The sequence below is a fragment of the Paenibacillus pinihumi DSM 23905 = JCM 16419 genome (assembly GCF_000422505.1).
Classification (GTDB): Bacteria; Bacillota; Bacilli; order Paenibacillales; family Paenibacillaceae; genus Paenibacillus_D; species Paenibacillus_D pinihumi.
On sequence record NZ_KE383869.1, the window covers coordinates 165,979 to 191,306 of the forward strand.

20 protein-coding genes are annotated in these 25,328 nt (G+C 49.1%); 11 read left to right on the forward strand and 9 right to left on the reverse strand.

Annotated elements, in window-relative coordinates; all coding sequences use genetic code 11:
• The first annotated feature begins 85 nt into the window (after positions 1-85).
• Both H583_RS0129815 and H583_RS0129820 read left to right on the forward strand, forming a co-directional pair.
• A complete protein-coding gene (locus tag H583_RS0129815; protein WP_028563680.1) occupies positions 86-1,924 on the forward strand; it encodes a sensor histidine kinase in 1,839 nt (612 codons plus the stop codon).
• 3 nt (positions 1,925-1,927) lie between these two features.
• Positions 1,928-3,490, forward strand: coding sequence for a response regulator transcription factor (locus H583_RS0129820; protein ID WP_028563681.1), 1,563 nt, complete (start codon positions 1,928-1,930; stop codon positions 3,488-3,490).
• A gap of 169 nt (positions 3,491-3,659) precedes the next feature.
• On the opposite strand, the gene H583_RS0129825 is transcribed toward H583_RS0129820, so the two are convergent.
• Positions 3,660-4,478, reverse strand: a complete 819-nt coding sequence (locus H583_RS0129825) for a VanW family protein (RefSeq protein ID WP_028563682.1) — start codon at positions 4,476-4,478, stop codon at positions 3,660-3,662.
• An 810-nt stretch (positions 4,479-5,288) separates the two neighbouring features.
• On the opposite strand from H583_RS0129825, the gene H583_RS0129835 reads away from it, so the two are divergent.
• Positions 5,289-7,901, forward strand: a complete 2,613-nt coding sequence (locus tag H583_RS0129835) for a family 16 glycosylhydrolase (RefSeq protein WP_028563683.1) — start codon at positions 5,289-5,291, stop codon at positions 7,899-7,901.
• Positions 7,902-8,077: 176 nt separating this feature from the next.
• Here the strand turns inward: H583_RS0129835 and H583_RS34805 are convergent, their stop codons facing one another.
• A complete protein-coding gene (locus tag H583_RS34805; RefSeq protein WP_051237235.1) occupies positions 8,078-9,004 on the reverse strand; it encodes an ROK family protein in 927 nt (308 codons plus the stop codon).
• Positions 9,005-9,018: 14 nt separating this feature from the next.
• Positions 9,019-10,770, reverse strand: a complete 1,752-nt coding sequence (locus H583_RS0129845; protein ID WP_028563684.1) for a class I mannose-6-phosphate isomerase — start codon at positions 10,768-10,770, stop codon at positions 9,019-9,021.
• A gap of 210 nt (positions 10,771-10,980) precedes the next feature.
• On the opposite strand from H583_RS0129845, the gene H583_RS34810 reads away from it, so the two are divergent.
• The 7 genes from H583_RS34810 (at position 10,981) to H583_RS37770 (ending at position 19,027) form a co-directional block, all read left to right on the forward strand.
• Positions 10,981-11,766, forward strand: coding sequence for a DeoR/GlpR family DNA-binding transcription regulator (locus H583_RS34810; protein WP_051237237.1), 786 nt, complete (start codon positions 10,981-10,983; stop codon positions 11,764-11,766).
• 319 nt (positions 11,767-12,085) lie between these two features.
• The gene (locus H583_RS0129855) at positions 12,086-12,940 is read left to right on the forward strand and encodes an ABC transporter permease (protein ID WP_051237249.1); all 855 of its coding nucleotides are present in this window, start codon (positions 12,086-12,088) and stop codon (positions 12,938-12,940) included.
• Between the two features lie 13 nt (positions 12,941-12,953).
• Entirely contained in the window at positions 12,954-13,844 is an 891-nt protein-coding gene (locus tag H583_RS0129860) for a carbohydrate ABC transporter permease (RefSeq protein WP_028563686.1), read from the forward strand.
• Positions 13,845-13,944: 100 nt separating this feature from the next.
• Positions 13,945-15,585 carry an extracellular solute-binding protein gene (locus H583_RS0129865; RefSeq protein ID WP_028563687.1) on the forward strand — a complete coding sequence of 547 codons (1,641 nt, stop codon included), beginning with the start codon at positions 13,945-13,947 and terminating at the stop codon, positions 15,583-15,585.
• 87 nt (positions 15,586-15,672) lie between these two features.
• Complete coding sequence (locus tag H583_RS0129870) at positions 15,673-18,369, forward strand: glycoside hydrolase family 38 N-terminal domain-containing protein (protein WP_028563688.1); 2,697 nt, start codon at positions 15,673-15,675, stop codon at positions 18,367-18,369.
• Positions 18,370-18,581: 212 nt separating this feature from the next.
• The gene (locus H583_RS37765; protein WP_169456528.1) at positions 18,582-18,734 is read left to right on the forward strand and encodes a hypothetical protein; all 153 of its coding nucleotides are present in this window, start codon (positions 18,582-18,584) and stop codon (positions 18,732-18,734) included.
• A gap of 14 nt (positions 18,735-18,748) precedes the next feature.
• Positions 18,749-19,027 carry an SMI1/KNR4 family protein gene (locus H583_RS37770; protein ID WP_483823579.1) on the forward strand — a complete coding sequence of 93 codons (279 nt, stop codon included), beginning with the start codon at positions 18,749-18,751 and terminating at the stop codon, positions 19,025-19,027.
• Between the two features lie 54 nt (positions 19,028-19,081).
• Here the strand turns inward: H583_RS37770 and H583_RS0129880 are convergent, their stop codons facing one another.
• The 6 genes from H583_RS0129880 to H583_RS0129905 all read right to left on the reverse strand — a co-directional run bounded on the left by H583_RS0129880 (position 19,082) and on the right by H583_RS0129905 (position 24,384).
• The gene (locus H583_RS0129880) at positions 19,082-20,299 is read right to left on the reverse strand and encodes a M24 family metallopeptidase (protein WP_036711580.1); all 1,218 of its coding nucleotides are present in this window, start codon (positions 20,297-20,299) and stop codon (positions 19,082-19,084) included.
• A 23-nt stretch (positions 20,300-20,322) separates the two neighbouring features.
• Positions 20,323-21,081 carry an amino acid ABC transporter ATP-binding protein gene (locus tag H583_RS0129885; RefSeq protein WP_028563690.1) on the reverse strand — a complete coding sequence of 253 codons (759 nt, stop codon included), beginning with the start codon at positions 21,079-21,081 and terminating at the stop codon, positions 20,323-20,325.
• 15 nt (positions 21,082-21,096) lie between these two features.
• Positions 21,097-21,741, reverse strand: a complete 645-nt coding sequence (locus H583_RS0129890) for an amino acid ABC transporter permease (RefSeq protein ID WP_028563691.1) — start codon at positions 21,739-21,741, stop codon at positions 21,097-21,099.
• Positions 21,742-21,770: 29 nt separating this feature from the next.
• Positions 21,771-22,625, reverse strand: a complete 855-nt coding sequence (locus H583_RS0129895; protein ID WP_028563692.1) for a transporter substrate-binding domain-containing protein — start codon at positions 22,623-22,625, stop codon at positions 21,771-21,773.
• Positions 22,626-22,668: 43 nt separating this feature from the next.
• On the reverse strand, positions 22,669-23,250 hold the full coding sequence (locus H583_RS0129900; protein WP_028563693.1) for a TetR/AcrR family transcriptional regulator: 582 nt from the start codon (positions 23,248-23,250) through the stop codon (positions 22,669-22,671).
• A 249-nt stretch (positions 23,251-23,499) separates the two neighbouring features.
• A complete protein-coding gene (locus H583_RS0129905; RefSeq protein ID WP_028563694.1) occupies positions 23,500-24,384 on the reverse strand; it encodes an alpha/beta fold hydrolase in 885 nt (294 codons plus the stop codon).
• A gap of 153 nt (positions 24,385-24,537) precedes the next feature.
• Here H583_RS0129905 and H583_RS0129910 point away from each other — a divergent pair, with 153 nt between their 5' ends.
• Positions 24,538-25,248: a MerR family DNA-binding transcriptional regulator gene (locus H583_RS0129910; RefSeq protein ID WP_028563695.1), complete on the forward strand. Its 711-nt coding sequence runs from the start codon at positions 24,538-24,540 to the stop codon at positions 25,246-25,248.
• Positions 25,249-25,328 lie beyond the last annotated feature (80 nt).

Here is a 25,328-nt window from a genome sequence, read left to right on the forward strand (position 1 = left end):
CTCTAGTAGACCGGTCATTATACCAGTTTGCCTACCTCCCATCTTGTAATATATGGTATATTACAGAGACAGGGAGGACAGTTAAATGAAGGAACTGATTACTAAAATGAGGAAGCTGTACCGCAATTCCCGCATTTCTCAAAAGCTGTTTCTGGCCTTTAGCCTGATGATTGCCATCCCTGCAATTCTGGTTTCCTTTTTGTTTATCCGCACGCAGGAGGCCCAGTTGTATAAGGATGCTATGGCCAATGGCAGCAGCCATGTCTCCCGGCTCAACGAGCAGCTGCGAAGCAGAATGGAGATGATTGAGAACGCTTCCTCTACTGCGCTGACTCAAAAGGCTTTTGTGGACTTTATCCACTCCAATATACGCGGGGAAGGTCTGCGTCTGGTGAAGTTCAGGCAAACTCAGTTTGAACAGATGCGTACGATGATTCAAAGCCATGAGCTGGTGGACCAGCTCAGCTTTTATGTTGATAATCCAAACCTGCATGAAATCTGGCCCGAGATTTATCATTATGACCAATTCTCACCGCAGGATTACTGGATGACGCTCCGGGATGAAGGCGGCGCATCCTACCGTTTGTTTGCCTTTCAGGATGGGGAGCAAACGCTGTCCTACTACCGGCTGGTTCGCCTTCAGGGCCAGCAGCAGAAGCGCCCCAGCATTATGGAGATTCGCACCCGTCACAATGTATTTTTCGGCGAGCTGCTGGAGGAGAGCGGGGGAGATTTCTTCTCTGTTGTGATGGATGGCACCAATCCTTCCCGATCGGTATATAATCCCCGGCATGAGTTTGTCCAAAATGCCGGAGAGGAACTGAATGAAATTCTGGGCAGCATTCACCGAAAGCTGGATGTATTGGAGCAGAACAGTCCAGTTAAGGTCGAAGCAGGGGATCATATCTATTACGCGTTGTACCGCTATATCGCTCCGCTCGACGCCTATGTGGTGGATATCGCCTCTCATCAGGCCCTGATGAAGGACCCGCGGAACTGGTATCTATTTGTAGTAGCCATAACACTCCTGGTGCTGCTGCTAATTATGCTGCTGGTTTCGCATACAACGCGGCGCATGTTCCGCAGGCTGGACAGCGTGCTGGACTCCATGCGCCAGGTGCGCAAAGGCCAGTTGGATGCCAAAATTCATACCGGCCTTGGTGAGCATGAAACTGGTGATGAAATCGACGAGGTAGCCGTCAACTATAATAAAATGCTGGATGAGATCAAGCGGCTGATGACGCAGGTGGTGGATAAGCAGCTCATTGCCAAAAACGCACAGCTCCACTCGCTGCATTCGCAGATCAATTCACATTTTCTCTATAACGCGCTGGAATCGATCCGTATGCTGGCGGAGGTTCAGCGGCAGCCTGCCATCGCCGATGCGCTGGTGTCACTGGGCTCGCAGCTCCGCTACAGCATGCAGTGGAGAAGCGATACTGTCGCCCTCCGTGAAGAGCTTGCCAACATCCGGAGCTACATTCAATTTATCAATTTCATGGAAGGCGGCAGTATTGGATTGACCGCGGATCTCCCGGAAGAGGTGCTTCGCTATTCAATTCCGAAAATGTGCATGCAGCCTATTGTAGAAAATGCCGTACATCACGCGGCACCGCCGGGGGGCAGTGTGGATATCGAGATTTCGGTACGTGTAGAGAATGACAATCTGCTGCTTATTGATATACGCGATAACGGCGCGGGTGTGGACCCGGAAATGCTGATGCGTTTGCAGGCCGTGCTGCGGGGGGAATCGGATACGCCGATAGTCACCAGTAAGAACGGCCTGGGTCTGGAAAATGTGCATAAGCGCATGCAGCTGCATTATGGCACAGACTGCGGACTGTGGATCGAAAGTGTGCAGGGCGATTATACCTGTGTCACGATACGCTTGCCTTGGGAAAATGAGAACCTTGGAGGGTGGTAGAGCATGATCAACATTCTGATTGTGGACGATCAAAAGCATATACGCGATGGCCTGCAGGCCATGCTGCGCCAATCCCCGCTTCAGCCTGAGACTATCTACTGTGCCGCGAACGGGGTAGAGGCGCTGGAGCTGCTGCGCAAGCACAGCATCCAACTGGTCATTACGGATATCATGATGCCGGATATGGATGGCCTAACGCTTATGGCGCACACCAAAGAGGAGCGCATCCAGGTCGATTACCTGATTATTAGCGGCTATAGTGACTTTGCCTATGCCCAGAAGGCCATTGGACTGGGGGCCAAGGGCTATCTGCTCAAGCCTGTGAAGCGGGAGGATCTGCAGGCTGCTCTGGAGCAGGCCTGGCAGGAGATCCGGACGCGGCAGGAGCTGTCCCGCAATATGATGCATGTGTCCCGCCGTGCCCAGGAAACGGAGCGCAAGGAGCTCGGCATGTATATGCAGGGTGCGGAAAGCGATGGGGCTTGGGTTCTTGAGACCGAGCGGCAAAACCCGGAGCTGTGGGGGAACTATCGCCTGTGCCTGCTGCGGGAGGAGCTGTGGATTAACCAGCCGGGAGCCAGCAGCGCCCACAGCCTTGAATCCATTGCCTACCGCGTTTATGGCAGAGAGGGCTGTATCTGCCTTCAACACCGTCCTTATCTGATCCTGGCTGTGGATGCTTCTGTCGATACGGGTGCTATGACTGCCGCGCTCAAGACCGGACAGATGATTGCCATGACCAGCCCGCAGCAGGGATTGAAGGCGCTGCCAAGCAGCTATACACAAGTGCTGGAGCTGTACCGGCACAGCTACCTGTTCCCGGATAAGCGCTGCATTCTGCCCGTGCATCTGGAACGGCTTGAGCAGCAGTGGCAGCTTCCCTATGAAGCGTTATATGCCTTGTTCCAGTTAGTCGGGACCAAGAACAGCAGCGAGATCACAAAGGGCATCTCCATGCTGTTCAACAAGGATGTGCTGCAGCGCTATCACATTGGGTATACGCAGCAGCTATGCCGGGCCACGGTGCAGATGCTGGAGGAATATGAGCGTGTCATCAGCCCCTACATGGGGAAAGAAGCGCTCGATATTGAATGCCTGAGCAATCTGTTCGATTATCCGGGCATCCGGGATTATATTCAGGCGCTGCAACAGCAGCTTCTGCGGCTGAACCAGTTCTATTATGAATTCAAGTGCAGTTACCGCAATACGCAGGACTTGAATGAAGCCATCCGCTTTATACACGAGAGCTACCACAAGCCGCTCGACCTGGCGATGGTGTCGAATCACGTATCCCTTAATTATGCTTATTTCTCGAATTTGTTTAAAAAGAATATCGGCAAGGGCTTTGCCGAGTACCTGCGCGATGTGCGTCTGGATAAAGCCCGGCGGCTGCTGGCGGAGACGGAGCATAAAATCGTCGAGGTGGCTGCAATGGTCGGGTATGAAAGCTATAAAAGCTTTACCCGGGCATTCCGGGATGCCATGGATATGCAGCCCACAGAGTACCGCCAGCTGATGCGGCGGAAGTTCGAGAGGGAAGAGGGCTATCAGAACAGGGCGCTATGACTCCTGTCATGCGTCTTTTTTATTTGGCAGCTTGCCCGGTAGCACCCATATTCCGTCTGGTTCAAGTTCGGCAATCGGAGGTATCAGGCCCCGATTAATCAGGAGCAACCGGGGCGGTTGGTGGTACGGGAGTGCCTTGCTGATTACATTGCCTTGTTCATCATTGTCCTCAACTTTCTTGTCCGCGAGTCCCGTCTTCCAGAAATGGCTGATACATCATTAAGGCTTTGTTTTCTGTTATGTATTCATCAGATAGTACATCCCCATCAAGATTTAATATTCTTCTGAAAATTGTATTGAACCTCAAATATCCTCCCCAACTCTCCTGTGTAATTTTATGATCCTTCTCATATATTTCATAAGTGTTTACCGGTGGTTTTACGGTTCTCCATTCTCCTGTCAAATGCTCAGAGTCCATGTTGATGATTAATTGATAGGGTTGATCCGTGGGATTATATATTTGTAGATCCAGATAATTGTAAGCACAGGTGGCGCCGCTGCCAAAGGGCTGTGTCCGGTTCGCATCCGGGAAAACATCGTAGCTGTGCCGATGTCTTTCAGTAACCTTAAGCGGGGTATGCAAAGTAATCCAATAAATCAGATTTGATAATTGACAGAGTCCCCCGCCAATTCCCGGTTTGAATCCTCCATAGAATAAGATCATTCCTTCTACATACCCTTTCCTTTTGGTTGGGTTCCCGATCAACCTCCAGTAGGAAAAGGTCTCGCCAGGATTTAAAATGAGTCCATCAACTCTTTTAGCAGCAATCGTCAAGTTTGTTTTTTTGTTGTGCTGCAGCCACATATCCACATCTTTTAGTTTTCTTAATATGGGCGTCTGATGCTTAAACACGGAATAGCGTTGCAGAACATAATCGAATTGTTTAGCAAACTTCGCTTTTCCAAAATACCATTTCAAATAGCGCTTCAATTTAAAATAATAAGATCCCAACCATATTCGGGCCCGCGATCTATGTTTAGGTTTCATATTTTCTCCGACCCTCTTTCTTTAATTTTATGGCGTTTATGACAAGACCCGGCCTTGGAAATCGATCTTGGGCCGGGTCTTGGTTGTCTGCTATGATTCTGTATCGGGAATCCGGGCGGGGCGCATTGGCAATGCCCGGTTGCAAGGCTGCCATTTGATTTCTTATTCGACAAGCAGCTTGCTCATCCTTTCCAAGGTTTGCTAAAAACACGAATTCAACTTTTTATAGTTCGTTAAACGACGCTGTTGTGTCTGTTCATGACACATAGTCACCTGCAACCGGTTCAGCCAATAAAACCAAAATCCAAAAAATTGGGTCATAACAAAAACAAATGTACCTTTCAGCGGCTAAACAGATTGGATAGAATAAAGATGTTCTCCCATGTAAGCGATTTCTTGACAAGGTGCTATACATACATGATTTCAAACATCAGAGGAGCCGCAAGCCCGCAGAGAGCGGAATTCATCCGCCAGCAAGACCGGAAAAGCCTGTGAACCCCGCATAAGGAGGTGATCCGGCAGCCCTGCATGAGCTAGCCATGCATCGGGAGCCGCAGCCATATGATGCGGGCAAAATACGGCGAAAGCTGGTCCGTCGTTGGGGGCAATCAGCTCGGGGCATCACAAGGGAGGAACGATTATAAGCGGGTATGGTCCTGACCGCTCCCGGGACATCCGGTTCCGGGGGGCACTGACAATAAGCTTTGAGGCCAGCATATCTGCAAATGGGAGGGTGCTTGGTTCACAGTAAAAGCCGATAATGCCAGCAAGGTACATCCATAACATTCAATGTATTAAAAGGAGGACAATATGATGAGATTTCACAATACAGGGCTTAGGCAGCGGGTATTGAGCTTGATCCTGGCGGTCGTGATGGTGGCAGGCGTGGGATTACTGCCAGCGCCGAAGGCTCAGGCAGCGGGAACGACAGTAACCTCGATGGCTTACTTCTCCGCACAGGATGGGCCAGTCATTTCGGAGTCAGGCGTCGGGCAAGCCAGCTTCGGATTTGTAATGCCTGTGTTTAATGGAGGTGCTGCGACATGGAATGATGTTTCCGATGATGTAGGCGTCAGGATTAGAGCAGGTGGCAACTGGGTCGACATTGACAGTGCAGCCGGGTATACCTATAACCAAAACTGGGGCCACTGGGCCGATGGCGGCTTGAACGGCTACTGGTTCATCCTCTCCGCAACAACAGAAGTTCAACTGTACTCCAAGGCCAATGGAGTTACGCTGAACTACACGCTTCTGTTTCAAAACATCAACAAAACCACAATTACAGCGTTGACCCCTACACAAGGACCGCAGCTGACGGCTGCTTTTACAGGCGGTGCAGGCTTTACCTATCCGGTCTTCAACAATGATCCGGCCATCCCCTATGCGGCAGTAGCTGATGATTTGAAGGTGTATGTAAAGCCTGTGAACAGCAGCACATGGATCGATATTGAAAATAATGCAGCCAGCGGCTGGATCTATGATGTCAACTTCGGGCAGTTCACCGAAGGAGGCGGGGGCTACTGGTTTAACGTAACGGAATCTATAAATGTAAGATTAGAATCCCGTACCTCTTCAGCCAATCTGGTGTATACCATCACCTTTAACACCCCTGTCCGAAACTCATACACGCTTACCCCTTATGATGGAACGACGTATACAGCAGATGCAAAGGGCGTCATCGGCATCCCGCTGCCGAAGATCGATGGAGGCGCGCCGATCGGCACAGAGCTTGGAAGATTCGTCTATCAGATCAACATTAACGGTCAGTGGGTAGATATGGCCGACTCCAGCCGGAGCGGATTCTCCTACGCCGCTAATGGCTATAATCACATGTCGGATGCCAATCAGTGGGGCTATTGGGCCGACTATATCTATGGCCTGTGGTTCCAGCCAATTCAGGAAGATATGCAGATTCGTATCGGTTATCCGTTAAATGGCCAGGCGGGCGGCAGTGTCGGCAACAACTTCGTCAACTATACCCTGATCGGAAATCCAGATGCGCCGCGTCCGGACGTAAGCGATCATGACGATATTGCCATCGGAACACCAACCGACCCGGCGATTGAGGGCATGACGCTCATTTGGCAGGATGAATTTAACGGGACTCAGCTCGATACAAGCAAATGGAGCTATGAGACAGGTTACTACATCAATGACGATCCAAACAGCTGGGGCTGGGGGAATGCGGAGCTGGCACACTATACAGACAGTGCACAAAATACTTTTCTGGAGGACGGAAAGCTGAATATCCGGGTCTTGAACGATCCTAAGTCATTCCCGCAGGACCCGAGCCGCTATGCGCTCTATTCCTCCGGTAAAATTAATACCAAGGATCATTTCAGCTTCCAGTACGGCAGAGTCGACATTCGTGCCAAGCTGCCTACAGGCAATGGCATTTGGCCGGCCTTCTGGATGCTCCCGACAGATTCTGTATATGGCGCATGGGCAGCCTCGGGCGAGATTGACATTATGGAAGCAAAAGGACGCTTGCCCGGCATGACCAGCGGTGCGATCCATTTTGGCGGGCAGTGGCCTGTGAACCGGTTTATCGCGGGCGACTACCACTTCCCTGAAGGGGATACCTTTGCCAATGACTATCATGTTTACAGCATGGTCTGGGAGGAAGATAATTTCAAATGGTATGTGAATGGCGAGTTCTTCTTCAAAATCTCCAGAGACCAATGGTACTCCGTAGCAGCACCGAATAATCCGAATGCGCCATTTGACCAGCCGTTCTACCTCATTATGAATCTGGCTGTCGGCGGGTACTTTGACGGCGGGCTGTCCCCGGACCCTTCAGATATCCCTGCAACGATGCAAGTGGATTACGTGCGGGTATATAAAGAAGGCGGCAATAATAATCCTTCTAATGTGCCCGTTACTGGTGTGACGTTGAATCAGGGTGCTGCACAGGTGGAAGTTGGCAAGGATGTGCAGTTAAGCGCTACTGTTGCCCCTTCAAATGCAACGAATAAGCAGGTTAACTGGGCAGTGTCCGGTTCCGGTGTTGCTTCTGTCAATCAGGCCGGCAAGGTGACGGGGCTGGCTCCGGGCACGGCGACAGTGACAGCTACAACAGCAGACGGCAATAAAGTCGCAAGCAGCACCATTACAGTTGTGCCGCAGGCATCCACCGTGATCACCATCGGCGATGCGGTGCGCGGCTTGAAGAAAACAGGCAATAACATACAGTTCTACGTCAATGGCGCGACTTTTGCGGATGTACATTATAAGCTGAATAATGGTCCGCAGCAGAACGTAGCCATGAATGCAGCAGGGAACGGCAACTACACCCACCCTGTAAATAATCTGCAGCACGGCGATACTCTGGAGTATTTCTTCACCTATAATCCGGGGCAAGGAGCACTGGATACCCCGTGGTTCACGTATGTTCATGGGGTGACGCAAGGAACAATAGAGTAGGGCAGGGAGATTTTTCATATGCGTTACCAAGGCCAAGCGGCTTCATCATGACCGTGTTACTTAAATACAAAGGAGAACGGCCTCTGTGCCGTCCTCCTTTGCTGCTTAGACAGCATATGCTGCAGGTCTGATGGCAGCTTTGAAGGATTACGCTAAGAACCTGCTAATATAGGAGATTAAAAGACCAGGATATCATAGATGCCTTTTAATGTGCTGTAGAGCGTGTTATTGCTTAACCTAATGTCGGATTGAATACCCGCCTCTATCAATCCCTCCGCAAAAAACGGCACGAATAAGCTTCCGCTCTTGGATATTTGACCACCGATCACAATGCGGTCAGGCGCATAAGCACGGAGTGGGGGAGCCAGAATGTCGGCCATTCGCCTGCCGAATACCTCGAACAGCTCCGTTGACGCGCGATCACCGGCTTGGGCCATCCTTGCAAAATCGCGGACATCATGCCCTTCCTGTTTGATCCCCATTTCCGCGCCCAATTGCAGAATCCCTCTCTTGGAAATCCAATCGTCCGCAAGCTTGCCCTGATAAGGAACGTTATATAGCCAACCTTGATCCGGAATAAGATCGTGATTCTTGACCAATCTGCCATTTTCCAGGAAGCAGGAACCGAGTCCGGTGCCGATTGTCAGGCATACGGCCCTTTCACAGAAGCGGGCCTCGCCATAGCGGGCTTCCCCGAGCCCGAACAAAGCGGCGTCATTTTCGAATTTGATGTCGAATGAAGGAAGAAGCCGGGCCCCCAGTTCACTATTAGATTGGATGGCTTCCAACAATAACTTGCCTACAGGGAGTCCAAATAAAGACTCGAACTTGCCAAGGCCCTTAATCCGGCTAATGCCGTTTGCGTAATCAAATGGACCGGGGAATGCTAGACCCAGCCCGCCTATTGGCAAAGGTTCTCCGCTTATCTTCTTGACGATATCGGCGGCAATTCCTGCGAAGTGAGTGATAATGTCTTCTGCGCTCTGTTCTGCCCGTGACTCGTATTGTGCGACCGTCTCATCGACAATTGATCCGCCGATGACCGCTGCCGCCTTAATTTGCGTCCCTCCGACATCAAAAGCGAGTATGATCTTCCGATCCATTTCATCCGCTCTCCTTAAGGTCTGACATAAGCTTTGATGATTCCGACCGTTTTGCCCTCACTAGGGCCGCTGGGCCTTATGGTATAGGCTTCCACAGAAGCCGGGATGATGAACGTTTCCGCGAATCGCACAACGAACTGTTCGAATGATCCGGTTGGGCTTTCGATTGTGGCCTCTTCGCCTTCAACCAAATTCAACATTTGAACGCTGCCGTTGCCCTCATGCATGACCGGGGCCGAGAACCAGAAACGATGGGTTTCAATGAATTGAAGCGCATGCATTCCCGTACGCTCTTGCTTCCAATCTTCTCCTTCCGCAACGGTTGTTACACGGTTTACGCATTCCGAGGTTGTCCAATCCGTCTTACGGTCCCATTGAATGACTTTGCTTCCATGTTCCACATGAATCGGTCGGGGTTTTCCGTCCAGCCCAAGCCGATCCCAATCCCACAGCTTAAAGGTGAAAATATAAGGGGTCGCACTAATCTCCAGCACCATGCAGCCTGTTGCCGAGCAATGAACCGTTCCGGCAGGAATGAGGAAATGATCATGCTTGGCGGCAGGATACACGTTGACGTACTTTTCGGCCGGGAACGTGAAGTCTCCCTCTTGTGCTTTGTGCAAATCGGCCACCATTGCTTCCGGCTCAACGCCATCCTTTAAACCCAAATACACGACTGCTCCCGGTTCTGCGTCGAGAATATAATAGCTTTCGTCTTGCGTGTACGTCATGCCGAAAAACTCGCGAATATATTCGGTTGTGGGATGGACTTGCAGGCTAAGGTTTTGTCCGCCGACCGTATCCAGAAAATCGAAGCGGATCGGAAATTCCGCGCCGAATCGGGAATAGACTCTATCGCCGAGCAGCTTGACCGATTCGAAAAAGACGAGATTGAGAGCAGGCAGCTCCAATCTGACATCCCCGTACTGAAAATAGAGGCTGTTCTCTTCCGGAACCCCATCGAAGCCCCAGGCATAAGGCTGTTCCTTTTTCGGCAGTTCGATATTGGCTTCCAGCCATGTTCCGCCCCATACGCCGGGATCGAAATAGGGTACAAGCCGGAACGGTTGGCTCGCAGTTTGGGCAAAGCCGGCGAACAGTGCTTGCCGTGTGACCATCTTCGGCTCATCTTTCACATTCGTGTCCAAATAAAAGTCGATTCGGCCCAGCAATGACTTTTTCAACCGGTCCGCCATCCGCCACTCGAAGAAAAAGCCGCGTTTATACAGACGCAGAATATCGTTCTCAATCCGGTTCATTCGCCAGTTGCCAATCTCTTTCGCCCGATAGCGTTGTTGGATTTCCCAGCGGGCCAAGTCGGCATAGACGATAATGTCACCATTGGTGATCAGCGACGCACCGAATCCGATTACAATCGTTATCCCGTCTTTGGCAGTGTCCAACAGGCGGCGGACCCCGTCTATCTTGTCCGAATCATAGAATTCGTCGATTCTAAACGGTGCCATGTATCCGAATACCCTGTCATCGGTCATGTAGCGTTCTACGATACGATCCACTTCAGAAGGTTCCATTGCCGCGTCTTCCGAGCGAACCACCAAGGCCGGAGCGAGCGATGCGACCAGACCCGAGATGATTTCTTCCTGCCTCACTCCCGGATAACATTCGACTACGATAATGGTCTTTCGTTGGTTTTTATTCGCCACGGCCGCTTGAATTACAGAAGCGATCGCCTCATAACCTGCCCACGCCTCGTTCTCCTTGTTTTTAATCCGTGTATACGGATGCTTGTTGTATAACTTGCGCATATAACTAACAAACTCCTTATCATGTTTTAACACAATATAACATAATATTTCACAAATAAACACCCATTAACGTTAAAAATAAACTGATCTTAAGAAATTAACGTCTCTCAAAAGGTCTCCTTACAACAAAATCTGCTTACCACCATGAAAGGCTATTTTGTCGGCGATGATCATTTGTGTTAAAATGAGTGAAAAAATTGAGGTGCGGTTATGCTCCCTTTGCAAAGAAAACAGGCGATTTTAAACTATTTATCGCAACATGGCGCCGCGACTATGAAAGAATTGAGCGACCATTTCGGCGTATCGGAAATGACGGTCAGACGCGACCTGATCGCACTGGAACAAGAAGACCACGTGCAGCGATCGCATGGAGGCGCGGTCTATCTCGGTGCATCGCCGGTGCCCGGAGAGCCCGATTCGGCCTCCAAGCAGGCGCGCAATCGCGATGTAAAAGAACGGCTGGCTGCGTATTCTGCGAAAATGTTCGTGCGGGAAGGGGATGTGCTGATTCTGGAGAACGGAACAACCGTGTCCCGTATGGCAGAATTTTTGGACGACTATTCCGAATTGAACCTGCTAACCAACGGACTGGATACGTTGAACCTGTTCCGGCCGCTGGTGACGGAAAGGCGGTCCATGATTTGCTGTGGCGGCATGCTGCGCGAAGTGTCGGGTACTTTCGTTGGCCCGCTGGCAGAGCAATTTTTTGCGAGCTACAATGCCGATACGCTGTTTATCTCTGCATTGGGCTTCACCCCGGAATATGGTTTTACCGACCCTAATCTGTTGGATACCCAGGTGAAGAAAGCGATGATTCAGGCGGCCAAAAAAGTGGTTATGATCCTCGACTCTTCCAAAATGGGCAGCAGTTATTTCACGATGGTAGCGAATTTGTCTGATATTGACATCCTCGTTACCGATTCGGGCATACAAGCTGCCGATCAAACGGTTATTGAAAATAGTGGAGTCGAGCTGCATATCGTACCGGTCTCCTAACAACTCTACAGTTCGTTTTTCTAATCTTCCCCACGTTCTCGAAGTAAAAATGACTCACGACCACATCAAAGGTTGTGAGTCATTTTTATTGCATTCAAATCTGCATCAACTTCTGTATTAAACATTATTGTTTAAGTGACACAAATAAACTTTTTATTGACACAGAAATTTGTTTATTATACCATCTGTCTTACCGAATCGGGTTTAAAGCGCTTTCTTTAGTGAATGGTAATCGTTTATGTTCTAGTGGGGAGTGGAGCGGGTGGCAAATCTGCGTAATTTTTTGGGTAAATCATGGAATCAGCGATACTTATTTTTAATGGTATTGCCAGGCTTTCTGATTGTGTTGGTGTTCAGTTATTTTCCGATGTACGGCATACAAATTGCATTCAAAAAATACAGTGCGGCACGAGGGATATGGGAAAGCAATTGGGTGGGTCTTAAATACTTTATTATGTTTTTTAATGACCCGACAGCGCTGAGGGTTCTTAAGAACACGCTGTTGCTGGGGATCTATTCCCTGTTATGGGGGTTTCCCGCTCCGATTATACTGGCTTTGCTGTTTAACGAAATCAAAAACTCTGTTTTCAAAAAGTTGGTTCAGACGATTTCCTATTTGCCTCACTTTATATCCACTGTGATCATCATAGGAATTATTAGGACATTTACTGAGAGGGAGGGACTATTTAACAAGATTGCCTCGTTTTTTGGTGTCGATCCTATCGTTTTTCTCTCGGAACCAAGCTGGTTCAGGACTATATTTATCAGTTCAAATATATGGCAGGGAATCGGATTTGGAACCATCCTGTACTTGGCTGCATTAAGCAGTATTAATCCTGCCTTATATGATGCTGCTAATATTGATGGAGCAAGCCGTTGGAGAAAAGTGCTGCATATCAATTGGCCTCATATTAAATCGACGACAATTATATTACTGATTTTTTCTGTAAGCGGCATATTGGGTACGGACTTTCAAAAGGTGCTGTTATTGTACAGTCCGGACACGTACGAAGTCGCCGATGTAATCGGTACGTTTCTATACCGTGAAGGCATTATAGGAGCAAGGTTTGAATATACGACGGCAATTGGACTCTTCCAATCAGTAGTTGCTTTTATATTGCTTGTTGCGGCCAATATGATAAGCCGAAAAGTTTCAGACACCAGTCTTTGGTAGGGGGAATTGCGGGATGGTTGGCAAAGAGGGTATCGGTTCAAGAATATTTGACCTTGTAAATACATGTATGATGCTGCTTTTGTGTGTCGTTATGCTTTATCCGTTCTTAAACGTAATCGCGATATCTTTAAGCAGTTCCGAACATATCCTTCGGGGCGATATTACGATTTTTCCAAAAGGATTTAATATCAACGGGTATAGTTACATATTTAAAGACCCGTTTTTATATTCGGGGTATCTGCACTCGATCATCTATGCGGCAGGATCGACATTTTGTATGTTGGCCTTTACTTCGCTCATGGCGTATCCGTTAACCATTAATGACTTTGTTGCGAAAAAGTTTTTTGCGATTTTCCTGGTCATCACGATGTTCTTTAGTGGCGGCATGATTCCATCGTATTTGCTTATGCGCAGCCTTAACCTGCTTGATACATACTGGGTCATGATTATCCCGGGATGTATTTCCGCCTTCAATGTATTGTTGTTCCGGTCGTTTTATCAATCTATACCGACCGACTTGCGTGAATCCGCTGTTATTGACGGCGCCAACGACGTTCAAATTCTGTTTAGAATTTTTTTGCCGCTTTCAAAACCGTTATTGGCGACTTTTGCGTTGTTTGGGATTGTCGGGAGTTGGAACGGATGGTTTGAGGCACTGGTCTATCTCAATGACGAGAGCAAATATCCGCTGCAATTAATCCTCAGAAAATATCTATTTACGCTGTCCTTTGAAGCCGGTTCCGGCTCGGCAGCCATGCAAGCGATGCTTTCGCAAATGAAGATGGATCCGAAAAATATTCAAATGGCAATTGTGGTCATTGTAATGTTTCCAATCATGTTAATCTATCCGTTTCTCCAAAAATATTTTGTAAAAGGCGTCATGATAGGGGCAGTTAAAGGTTAGTTTAAAGGCATTTCACATATGGATAGTGACTAAAGGGGAGTCCCTGCAATAAGCATAGAAGGGGCAATCAAAGATGAAATTTGATAATGGAGAGGTAAATATGAGACAACATAATCGGTTCTTTTCATTTATGCTTGCGATATTGTTGGTGTCGGGAACAATCCTGGCGGGTTGCAGCTCTGACACAAATTCTGAGGCAAATATGAGCGATTCAGGCGACACCCTAAGTTTCTCCGTTACGTTGCCTTCATTCGGCAAGAAAATCGAGGATTCCATGGTGCAAAAAGAATGGGTAGCCCAAATGGAGTCCCTGACGGGCAAAAAGCTTGATATTAAATTTAATTATATCCCTATAAGCGAATACAGCGATAAGTCGAAGCTTTTGCTCGCAAGCGGCAATTTTACGGATCTGTTATTAATCATGGATAAAGACCTGTTTAATCGTTATGAAGCAGAGGGCATGTTTATGGATCTTAGTCCATATAAAGATCTCCTGCCTAATTACATGAATTTGGTTAGCCAGGCGACAAACGGCGAAACCAAAGCAATTAGATCCGACGGTGAATTTTATGGATTATGGAATATCAACTTGCCAAGACAAGCCAAAGACAAGGGCATGGGAGTATATACTCCGGCAACTTACCGGTACGATATTATGGAGCAGAATGGGATTCAGATTCCAAATACGATAGACGAGCTGTACGAGGCTGCCAAAAAGCTGAAGGAACGGTATCCTCAATCGTTCCCGGTCAATACACTATGGAGTTCGTTTGATCCGCTCTTCCTTGCCCATCATAACGGAGGAGCCAAAATTTACTGGAACGGCGAGACATATGTATATGGCCCGATGGAAGAGTCGCATAAGGAAGCTCTGCAGTTTGCCAACAAACTGTATGCTGAGAAATTGCTGGACCCGGAAGTGTTCTCGGATAAGGATGATGCAGTCAAGAAGAAAATCGTGAACGGCACGAATTTTATATTGTTGCAAAGCTGGTTTAACTTTGCAGCAGAATGGAACCGTTCGGCAACAGGGGGAGAGAAATTTGTCATCTCGCTGTTTCCGGACAACCCGAAATACGGGAAAGCCTGGCAGAGTATCAATGATTTCAGCACTGTAGGTGTGGACCAGAATGCCGTGATGGTCGTCAACTCGAAGGCAAAGAATGCGAAAAATCTAATCGAGTTGATGGATTTGCAATACAAACCGGAAATCATCGAAATGGTGACATGGGGTATAGAGGGAACGACCTTTACAAGAAATGCCGACGGCAAACCTACTTTTGTTGATTCGATTAAAACGGCAGCCAACGCTTGGGAAGAAGGGGACAAATACGGCATGAGAGCAAGCAGCTCGTACCGCCCTGGATTACAAATGGCGATTGATACCATGGCATTCGTCGATTTTGCCCAGAACGACCTTGGATTTGTAAATGGCAATATCGTTGAAAAACCGTGGGAAACTGCATTCGCGGATATGCCTTTTCCGAATGAATATACACCTCCTATGGTGAACGAACCTTTCCTGGAGTTTACCGATGATGAACGGGAACAAATAACTGCGGTTATGTCACCGGTTAACACGTTCGTAGCCGAAATGCAAAACAAATTTATTAATGGTAAAGAGAGCTTCGACAACTGGGCAGAGTTCCAAGACAAAATTAAAAAGATGGGCGATATTGATAAAGTCCTTCAGATCTATGACGATGCTCTGAAAAGATATCAGGACAGGGTTAAGAAATAGCGCTATGAACGAGTCCGCATATCGGCTTAAGAAGACAACAATACATCAGTGATTGATTAATAATTCAGGGAAATAGGGTGAGTGCTCGTGTCTAAAATTAAAGAAATACTGATTCTCCATCATAGTCACTTGGATGTTGGCTATACACATTCCCAGCCTGTGCTGATTGAGATGCATAAGAAATATATTGATCAGGCGTTGGAGATGTGCGAATTGACCGAAGATTGGGCGGAGGAAAATAAATTCCGCTGGACGTGTGAAGCCAGTTATCCGGTACTTCGCTGGCTGGACACAGCAAGCGGGCAGCAGATACAGAAATTTCGCCAGTTCTTGCAGAACGGACAAATGAGCATTACTGCTTCGTTCTTGCATTCGACCCCGCTTGTGACAGCTGAGCAGCTTGCACGAATGCTCCAGCCGGTCAAGGAGATACGCAGCCGCTTAGGCTATGAGATCAAGACAGCCATCCATCATGATGTGAATGGGCAGCCCTGGCCTTATAGCCAACTTATGTTGGATGCAGGCGTGGAATTTTTCATTATGGGCATCAATGTTCATTTTGGGGGAATTCCATTGACGAGGCCGATGGCCTTTCATTGGGAAACGCCGGATCGGAGAAAGCTGCTGACTTTCAATGGCGAGCATTATTCACTTTTCAGCCAAATCTGTAATGTGAATGCCCTGGATACGAATATAATGGCCGAGGGACTTGCCCGGTATTTGGAGAAAATCGACGCGAACCCGGACTATCCCTTTGATTTTGTATACCTGACCGCAACGAACTTGCCGCTTTATGACAATGGTCCTCCTGACCGGGAGTTGGCCGGGGTAATCAAGAGATGGAACGGGGAAAACCGGGAACAGAAGATATCGTTTGTAACGCCGGAGCAATTATATGCGAGGGTCAAAAAGCATGAGGAGAACTTGCCTGTTCATTCGGGTGATTGGACGGATTATTGGAATTTTGGTTCGGGCAGCTCGGCTAAGGAGACCAAGCTGAACCGCCGTACGAAGCAAGGAATGAAGACAGCGGAGCTCTTAAATGCTTTTCAGAGAGAGTATGACCCGTCCTATGTTCAAATTGAGAAGCAAGCCTGGGAACAAATTCATTTATATGATGAACACACATGGGGGACTTTCAATTCCGTCACCGAGCCGGACCATTTGAATGTGGAAATCCAGTGGATGCATAAAGCACACTATGCCTATTTGGCAAACAGCTTGACCGGTTATTTGCTGGGCGTACAGATGGAGAAAATAGCAAGTAATCCGCTGCAATCGGACGAGCCCGAAGGAATTCTGGTACTGAATTCATCTTCAGTTCCTGTAACACATGATATTCGTATTCCTTCAAGTTTTACTGCGCGAGGCAGACATCTTAGTGCCGATCGAAGCCGTCAGATACTGATGAATACGGAAACGGACCATTCAGCAACAAGCTATGGAATTATTGAACTGCCCCCGTTCAGTTGGCGGAAGATTCCATTGAACAGGCTGCAAGAGGCAGCGATGTCAGAGGATATAACCATCGGGCAGGGCGCCATTTACGGTCTTGATGATGTGTCTCCTGCCGGTTTCCGCCAAGTTCAATCCATGACAGAAGCTTTATCACGCGCCCAAGATATTACCGTAGATGCAGGGAGCATAGAAACCCCCTTTCATAAGTGCTCCTTCGACCCTTCAACAGGAAGAATTTTGAGTCTGTACGATAAGAAGGCGGATTGGGAGGTGCTGGATGTATCCAGTCCCTGGAGTCTATTCCAATATGTGCAGGAGACGATTGATCCAACCTGCCAGCGTAATCATCGCAGCACCATTTTTCCAAGGGATTTGGAGAAGGGGAACAACAGCATCAGCGTATGGAATCATAATTGGAGCGCCAGAAGGCTAACGCATACTGGAATAAAGTCATGCCACGTCGAGCGTAGTGCGCATTCGGCCACACTGGTTCTTCAATTCGAAGCACCCGGTGTAGAGGATCTGGAGCAGAGGTTTACATTCTTTAGCCATCGCGCAGATATTGAAATGAAAGCCTCCTATTACAAACAGGACATTACAACACCGGAAGGAACTTATTTCGCGATTCCGTTAAACTTGAAACAATGGCGATGCCATTACGATACGGCCGGACAATTCGTCGAATTGGACGCCGGGCAGCTGCCGGGAGTGTGCAGAGATTATATGACTGTAGACAAGAGTGTTTCGGTCTATGACGGCTCTCATGGGGCAACGCTTGTTTGTCCGGATGCACCGTTGGTTCAGGTAGGGAATTTTAACTTCGGCAAGGAGCAAAAAAGGATCACAAGGGATTCCAACCCGCTTCTATTGGCTTGGCCAATGAATAATTATTGGGATACCAATTTCCGGGCGCGTCAACCCGGATTTGCTTCTTTCACTTATACGCTGACTACTTTTTCTCAATTTGACCCTGTGATTACAATGCAAGCTGCTGTTGAGGCTGTATCGCCAGTTGTCACTGTCCCTGTTATTGACTGCAAGAAGGAGGAGGCCGGACAGTTTATACAGATCACCGGCAACGGGGTTCAGGTCTTTGATGTCAAGCCGGCCGAGGAAGAGGCAGGAATTATACTGCGTCTGGGCAATTGTACAGATGAGCATGTGGATGTCCGGCTTCATTTTCCGGAAAGACGCATTAAAGCCGCATACAAGACGAATGTTCTGGAGGAAATACAAACGGAAATATCTTGTATTCATAACGACACGATTGAGTTCGGTCTTGAGGCGAAGCAAATGCTGCATCTTCTTGTAGTTTTTGAAGGCTGATGAACCGGATTCGATCCGGGTTAACAAAGAAACCTCTCCTTCTGGCAACTGGCTGGGCGGTCCCTCCATTTTGCCGGGGAAAGGTTTCTTTTTGTTTTACAAATTAGGAAAATTGACGCACCGGGCAGCCCTATTGGAACTGCCCTTTTGAATGTGAGACAATATATAGATAGAGTTTCGGAGGTATAAAGGTGCAGGGAGGGGTAAAATCAATGTATGAGCGTTTAGAAGAAAAACTGAAGACGACCTCGGCTTTAAAATGGTTTCCTAACCATGGGGCGGAAGAGAGCTGGATCACGGAAGTGGAGGAGGAGCTGCGCCTTCATACAGATGGTGGCTGGTTCATTACGGAAATGCCCGGCTGAGCGGCGGAGAAATTCTGACGGTCGGTTCGCCGGAACACAGAGACTATGACGACAGCGACATTCTCTATATACACAGGTTGAATTTGGCCGAGGATTGGTGGGTAAGCCGGTATCCGGGCAGACTGGAGTTGTTCTCTCCGGACAGTGATGAGCTTTATCATTTTGACACGACCGCAAGAGATGAACAGGGTGAATTTCCGATTTTGCTTCATGATCTTATGAATGATATCACCGAAACGTATGCTACGACGTTTGCAGAGTTTTTGGAACGGTTGATCGATGAGCGTTCGTAATGAAAAAGGGCAAAAGACGCATCACCACGTCTTTTGCCCTTTCTTGTTATTGTTTTACAGCGATATCAATTCCCGCGAAAGCTTATTCAGCCGCTCGCAGCCGTTCTCCGTAACGAGCACCATATCCTCGATCATAATCGAGCCTATGCCGTAACCGTAGTATGGTGTCTCCAGACAGATAACCATGCCCGGACGGAAGATCGTCTCCTCGGACGGGCTGAGAAACGGGGCTTCCTCTGCTGCCAGGCTCAGGCCCGCGCTGTGCCCCAGATGTCCACGGTTGTAATTCGGGAGGCCGGAACGGCGGATCACCGGCATCACCTCGTCAAAGGCATGCTTCATCGGCATTCCAGGCTCAATCAGCTCCAGCAGCCGGTCGTGTCCGGTCCGGAGTGCGCTGTAGATGCGCTTCACCGTATCTGACGGGGTACCAAGCACAAAGGTGCGTGCAATGTCTGAACCATACCCGGCTACATCAACGCCCACATCGAATTTGACCAGATCACCCGGCTGGCCGGGACGCGTGTCGAAGATATGGGCAGGCGCAAAATGCGACCCGACCGAAATCATATGGAAGCGGGAATTCGAGCCGTCCGCATGGGTGAGCAGAGCGAGCCGGAAAGTATCAGCAATCTCGGCAGCCGAGCTGCCCGCCCGGATGTTCTTGATCGTCTCCGTAATGCCGATCTCCGCATATTCACAGCTCTTGCGAAGCTGTGCGATTTCCCAAGGTGTCTTGAGCGCGCGCAGCTCAGTCAGAACCGGACCTGCCTCCGTCAATTGAAGACCAGGAACGGCTTCGCGCAAAGCCTCTACAGCGGGGTAACGCATGGCATTCAGCTCCGCAGCGACCGTACCGCTGCTTATGCCATACTCGTTCAATACCTCCCCAAGCAGTCCGAACATCTCCTGCACCTGATGGTTCACAGGCCGGCGCCCCTCATACCGGTTTCCACGCAATCCGAGCGGATCATCGACATCGACCCAGGTCGGGTATGTGCGCAGCTCGCACCCGGGCAAATCCTCCGGTACACCTGCAGCTTCAAACTCATTCATAATGATGACCGTACGCCGGGACGGGTCCCGGAACATGACCGCCAGCGCGACCTCGCTCATGCGCAGCGTGTACATAAACGTGCTGGGGTGGCCGGACAGATAGTAGAAATTCTCGCAGCCTGACGCCACAATCGCTTCGACTTTCTCCTTCTCCATGATCGCGCGTGCGCGCTCCGTGACGTCCCTCAAATGCTCTGCTTTGTTGAGTAGCACCATTTCCACCCCTTCAATCTTCATTGTTACTCTGTTGCTGCATCGCCTTCAATTTGTCTCAAAAACCGGCGTGCCCGTTCAGTCTTCGTCTGGTCGAAAAATTGTTCCGGCGTTCCTTCTTCCTGAATCTTGCCGTCACTCATAAAGATTACCCGATTCGCGGCTTCCCGCGCAAACTTCATCTCATGGGTCACGACAACCATGGTCGTACCTTCCGCAGCTAGCTGCTTCATGACTGCCAGCACCTCGCCTGTCAATTCGGGGTCGAGTGCCGACGTCGGCTCATCGAACAACATCAGCTCCGGCTGCATGGCAAGTGCCCTTGCAATCGCAACCCGCTGCTGCTGGCCCCCGGACAGCCGGGAGGGATACTCGTTCTTCTTCTGCGACAGCCCTACCTTGGCGAGCAGGGATTCTCCAAGCTCAGCGGCCTGTGTCTGACTCATCTTCTTGACGATCATTGGGGCCATTGTGACGTTCTCCAAAGCGGTCATGTGCGGGAACAGGTTGAACGACTGGAACACCATTCCGGTTAACAGGCGGATTTGCTGGATGGCCTGCTTCTTGCTTGCAGCATTCTGTGAAGCGTCCCATGACGCATCTCCTATGCGAATCGAGCCTGTGTCCGGCACCTCCAGCCCGTTCAGGCAGCGCAGCAAGGTGCTTTTGCCGGAGCCGCTCGGACCGACCAGGACGACGATTTCACGGGATTGAATATGTAAATGAATGTCGCGGAACACAACCAGATCCCCGAAGCTTTTGCCAAGATTATTGACCTCGATCATGCAGTTCACACACCCTTAATAAGCTTTTGACAACCGGGCTTCGATACGGCCCAGAATATAAGTAAAGAACGTGCTCATGACCCAATACATGATAGCAATCGCAATATAAAACGGCATGGCGACATAATACTGTGCAATCAGCAGCTGTGCGGAGCGCAGCAGTTCGGTCACCGTTACGACGGACACGAGCGAGGTCTCCTTCAGTATGCCGACAAATGTGTTGCCCATCGGCGGAATGGCTACACGGGCCGCTTGCGGCAGCACCACCTGCCGCATCGTCTGCCAAGGCGTCAAGCCAAGCGACTGGGCGGCTTCCGTCTGTCCCTTGGGAACAGAAAGTATCGCGCCGCGGAACGTCTCGGACAAGTAGGCGCCGATGTTGACACTAAGTGCAATAAAGGCCGCTGTGAGCGGCCCGAGTGTAATTCCGAAGTCGGGTAATCCGAAATAGATAATGAAAATCTGTACCAGAATCGGGGTTCCACGAATGATGGACACGTAAACTTTGGCCAGATTGCTTATGAGCCAATTTCCCTTGAGACGGGCGATGGCGACGATCATGCCGATAATCAATCCGAAGAACATGGATACAACTGTGATCAGCAAGGTATAGTAGGCGCCCGTCAGCAGAAATTCGAAGTTCTGAAAAACCAGTTCCATGTCATGCATCCTCCCGGTTTAACGCTGGCTTAGATGTTCGGTTCTACGCCAAACCATTTTTGGAAAATCTCTTTGAATGTGCCGTCCGACTTCATTTCGTCCAGCGCTTTATTGATTGCCTCGACCAGCTCCGGATTGTTCTTGCGGACGGCGACGCCTGCGAAATCCTCTTTGATCGGCTCTCCGACGGCTTTGATCTTGAATTGGTTCTTCTCAATCAGCGGCTTGATGGCGAATACGTTGTTCACGGTCGCATCGATACGGCCTACATCCAGATCCTTCAGCGATGTGATGACATCGTTGTAGGTGGCGATTTCGAATGTGCCGACTTTTGGCATAGCGACGTCGCGCAGGTATTTCTCATCGTTCGTGCCAAGTCCGACACCGATCTTTTTGCCTTTGAAGTCTTCGATTTTCTGGATCGTCGTGTTGTCGCTCTTGACGATGACATTCACGGCATTTTTAATATACGGCTCCGAGAAGTCCATCGTTTTTTTGCGATCGTCGGTAATTGTAACCTGGCTGATAAGGGCATCATATTTATTCTTTTGCAGTCCCTCGATCAGACCGGAAAATTCACCGGTGATGAATTCGACTTCAACGCCCAGATGTTTGGCTACCGCCTTGGAAACGTCCGCATCGAAGCCGTCCACCTCGTGCTTGTCGTTCAGGAAGTTGTAGGGTGCATAGGTGCCCATGAGCCCGATTTTGATTTTGCCCGCTTTCTTGATTTTCTCCAGATCATTGGCAGTGGTATTCGTTCCGGATGGCGCCTGTCCGGGATTCGTGTCCGGGGCCGGCTTGCTGCCGCATGCCGCAAGTGCGATTGCCAGAATACTTAACACCGTAACAGATTTGAATAATTTGCTCAGGTTGATAGACATTTCAGTTGCCCTCCTTGGGTCTAAAGCAAAATGTTGTATAAAACTATCCGAGCAAGCCCCGGAATTCGAATTTGGCGGTTTCTTCGGCTATCGCCGCAGGCGAGTAGGGTGATTGATAATCCACGTCGTGCATCGGCCCGAACAGCCACTTGGACAGCACGCCTGAGATGAGGCAGACTAGAATGTTGGCCCGCAGCGCAAGATCTTCTGTTCTTGGCAGCATGTCCAGCTCCGTTGCCCGCTCGATGTTGCTTTTGAACGCCTCTTCAAAGGTGATCCAGGTTTGAGAAACGGCCTCGCGGACCGGTTGATCAGCGCCCTGGCCTTTCATGAGCAGCAGAGCCATTAAGTTCCGGTTCTGGTCGGCAAAAGCGAACAAGTCCGTAAGCAGCCGTGCAGATGAATTCACCATGTCGTCCAATGTGCCTGCATGCTTGCGGTAACCTTGCTGAATGACCTGGATCAGCTTGTCCTTGCCTTCTTCAATTAAATCCAGCGTGAGCTGTTCCTTGCTCTGAAAGTGCCAGTAGAATGTGCCTTGCGACACGCCTGCGGCCTTAACGACATCCGAAATCTTCGTGCCGTGATATCCCTTGCGGGCAAATAAGTCGAGCGCCGCGTTCATCAATTGCTGACGGCGGTCCTGATCTTGTTCTGATGTAGCAGACAGGTTCCATCACTCTCCCCACCTAACTGATTAGTCAGTCAATGTTAATTCCGATGGGTTTACTATATTTTAAAAGAGACCCTTCTGTCAAGTGCCAAAATACGACTGCTGTCGAACTTGGGAAGGTGGTGGTTTTAGCGTAACCTAAGGGAATCAAAATTATCCAATTGTTAGGCGGGATTGAGGCAGGATATTGTTGCAAGTCCTTTATTTCAACAAGTTCTTAATTAACCAGGGCTTGATCAAGGGAAGTACAGCTTGGGGCTGCATGGCCTTTGTATGGTCCATGTTGTCGCCGCGCATGATATGGACATCCCACCCGAATTGCTTCAATAGACCCTCGTTTTTTTCCAAGCGCCCGATAATATCGACTGTAACATCCCCAAAGTTCCGGCCATACACAATGCTGTCTTGTTCTCCGGCGAATGCGAGTTTGGGAAAAAGCAGTCTATCTTGAACTTTCGTATCGTCAAAGTCCATTAGGTTCTGATACATGGTGTAAAATTGCTTCGTTTGATTCGGGTCTATCGAGATCTTGGCGTTATCCCAATCGAATTCGTCAGGACTACGATGCGCTTCATAGTGGGAATTGTCATCAGAGGCAGAAGTCTGCTGATGCTGCATTGCCTGCTCATACGTCTTGGCGGTGACGGTCAACATTTCCTGATACGGGCCCTCATAAGGCGGGAACCCGCCCATAATCAAACTGTCCAGCCGCTTTGTCCGGATGGCCAGTTGCAAACCCGCAAGTGCCAGCCACGAGTAGCCATAATAACTAAACGTATTCACCTGCATCTCATCTGCGATGCGCAAAAAATCATGTGCAAGGTGCCCGGGTGTGAGCAGATCGGGCTGGGGATTGGCAAACAGATGGCCCTCATAATCAAAATGCAAAACCTGAAAGATGTCGGAGAGTCCTTCGACAAAATGCCGTCCGAGCTCCGGATCGACACCCCACATTTTGAGCGTTTCTGCTTCTTCACCAAATACCGGTTTTTTGGCTATTGGCAGCATAATGACCTTATTAGCAGGGTTTCCGGTAAGGCCCGCCTCTAATTTTGAGCCGTCATTTAAAGTTATAATTTTGTTCAATCTGATCACTCCCAACCTGATATACTACTAGCATATAACATGAATGCAATATTCCGGTTTTTCGGAAAGAAACAGCGGCAGCGCTATAGATATGAAGTTTTAAAATTAACGTAGCACTTGAGGGTTTGACTTTAAGATTGGGGAAGTGTGAGCATGCAGAACGTGTACACACCTGCACAAATTGCCGAGCAGCTGAATGTAAGTACCACAACGCTAAGGAGATACGAGGAGCAGGGATTAATTCCAGATGTGCCGAGAACGGCCGGACATCACAGAATATATAACCACGCACATCTTCAGGCATTTATCACGATTCGGTCGCTATTAATAGGCTATGACATCCCAGTAGCTTATGACGTCATGAGGAAAATCAATAGAGGCGATATTACGGATGCGCTCTGGCTGGTGAATTCGCAGTTGTGCCTGACGCAAGAAGAGAAGCACCGTGCAGAGGAAATAATGGGTATGATTCGGAGTGCGGATTTCGGCTATTACCGGAATGTGAAATTAAACTCGACGATGACGATTGGCCAAGCAGCTGAAATTGCCGGGGTCAACGCTTCTGCCATCCGCCATTGGGAAAAGGAGGGGCTGATTGCCTCCGAACGGGACGCGCAAAACGGCTATCGGATTTTTACGTTGCCGGAGCTGCGCAAGATACTGGTAATCAGCAGTTTAAGAAAGACGATCTACTATATTGAGAATTTGAAAGACCTGCTAAGTGAATTGGAATTCCATCGTTTTACGGAGGTAGACCGGTCGTTCCAGTATGCGCTTGAACGGCTGGACCAAAAACTGGTGGTGCAACTAAAAGGAATAGCCGAGCTGGTAAAGTATATCGGTTTATGCAAAGAGAATTTTTAAAAGAGATTAGCAGTTTTGCAAGGTAGGTTCTACGTCCTTACTATCTTAAGATTTCCTTAAGGATGCAACGGGGCAGGGAA

Coding starts and splice junctions, on each gene's coding strand:
- H583_RS0129865 (WP_028563687.1), top strand. CDS start 13,945: ATGAGACAACATAATCGGTTCTTTTCATTTATGCTTGCGATATTGTTG.
- H583_RS0129820 (WP_028563681.1), top strand. CDS start 1,928: ATGATCAACATTCTGATTGTGGACGATCAAAAGCATATACGCGATGGC.
- H583_RS0129900 (WP_028563693.1), bottom strand. CDS start 23,250: ATGAACGCGGCGCTCGACTTATTTGCCCGCAAGGGATATCACGGCACG.
- H583_RS34810 (WP_051237237.1), top strand. CDS start 10,981: ATGCTCCCTTTGCAAAGAAAACAGGCGATTTTAAACTATTTATCGCAA.
- H583_RS0129880 (WP_036711580.1), bottom strand. CDS start 20,299: ATGGTGCTACTCAACAAAGCAGAGCATTTGAGGGACGTCACGGAGCGC.
- H583_RS0129815 (WP_028563680.1), top strand. CDS start 86: ATGAAGGAACTGATTACTAAAATGAGGAAGCTGTACCGCAATTCCCGC.
- H583_RS0129860 (WP_028563686.1), top strand. CDS start 12,954: ATGGTTGGCAAAGAGGGTATCGGTTCAAGAATATTTGACCTTGTAAAT.
- H583_RS0129890 (WP_028563691.1), bottom strand. CDS start 21,741: ATGGAACTGGTTTTTCAGAACTTCGAATTTCTGCTGACGGGCGCCTAC.
- H583_RS0129835 (WP_028563683.1), top strand. CDS start 5,289: ATGATGAGATTTCACAATACAGGGCTTAGGCAGCGGGTATTGAGCTTG.
- H583_RS0129825 (WP_028563682.1), bottom strand. CDS start 4,478: ATGAAACCTAAACATAGATCGCGGGCCCGAATATGGTTGGGATCTTAT.
- H583_RS0129845 (WP_028563684.1), bottom strand. CDS start 10,770: ATGCGCAAGTTATACAACAAGCATCCGTATACACGGATTAAAAACAAG.
- H583_RS0129885 (WP_028563690.1), bottom strand. CDS start 21,081: ATGATCGAGGTCAATAATCTTGGCAAAAGCTTCGGGGATCTGGTTGTG.
- H583_RS0129910 (WP_028563695.1), top strand. CDS start 24,538: ATGCAGAACGTGTACACACCTGCACAAATTGCCGAGCAGCTGAATGTA.
- H583_RS37765 (WP_169456528.1), top strand. CDS start 18,582: ATGTATGAGCGTTTAGAAGAAAAACTGAAGACGACCTCGGCTTTAAAA.
- H583_RS34805 (WP_051237235.1), bottom strand. CDS start 9,004: ATGGATCGGAAGATCATACTCGCTTTTGATGTCGGAGGGACGCAAATT.
- H583_RS0129855 (WP_051237249.1), top strand. CDS start 12,086: ATGGTATTGCCAGGCTTTCTGATTGTGTTGGTGTTCAGTTATTTTCCG.
- H583_RS0129895 (WP_028563692.1), bottom strand. CDS start 22,625: ATGTCTATCAACCTGAGCAAATTATTCAAATCTGTTACGGTGTTAAGT.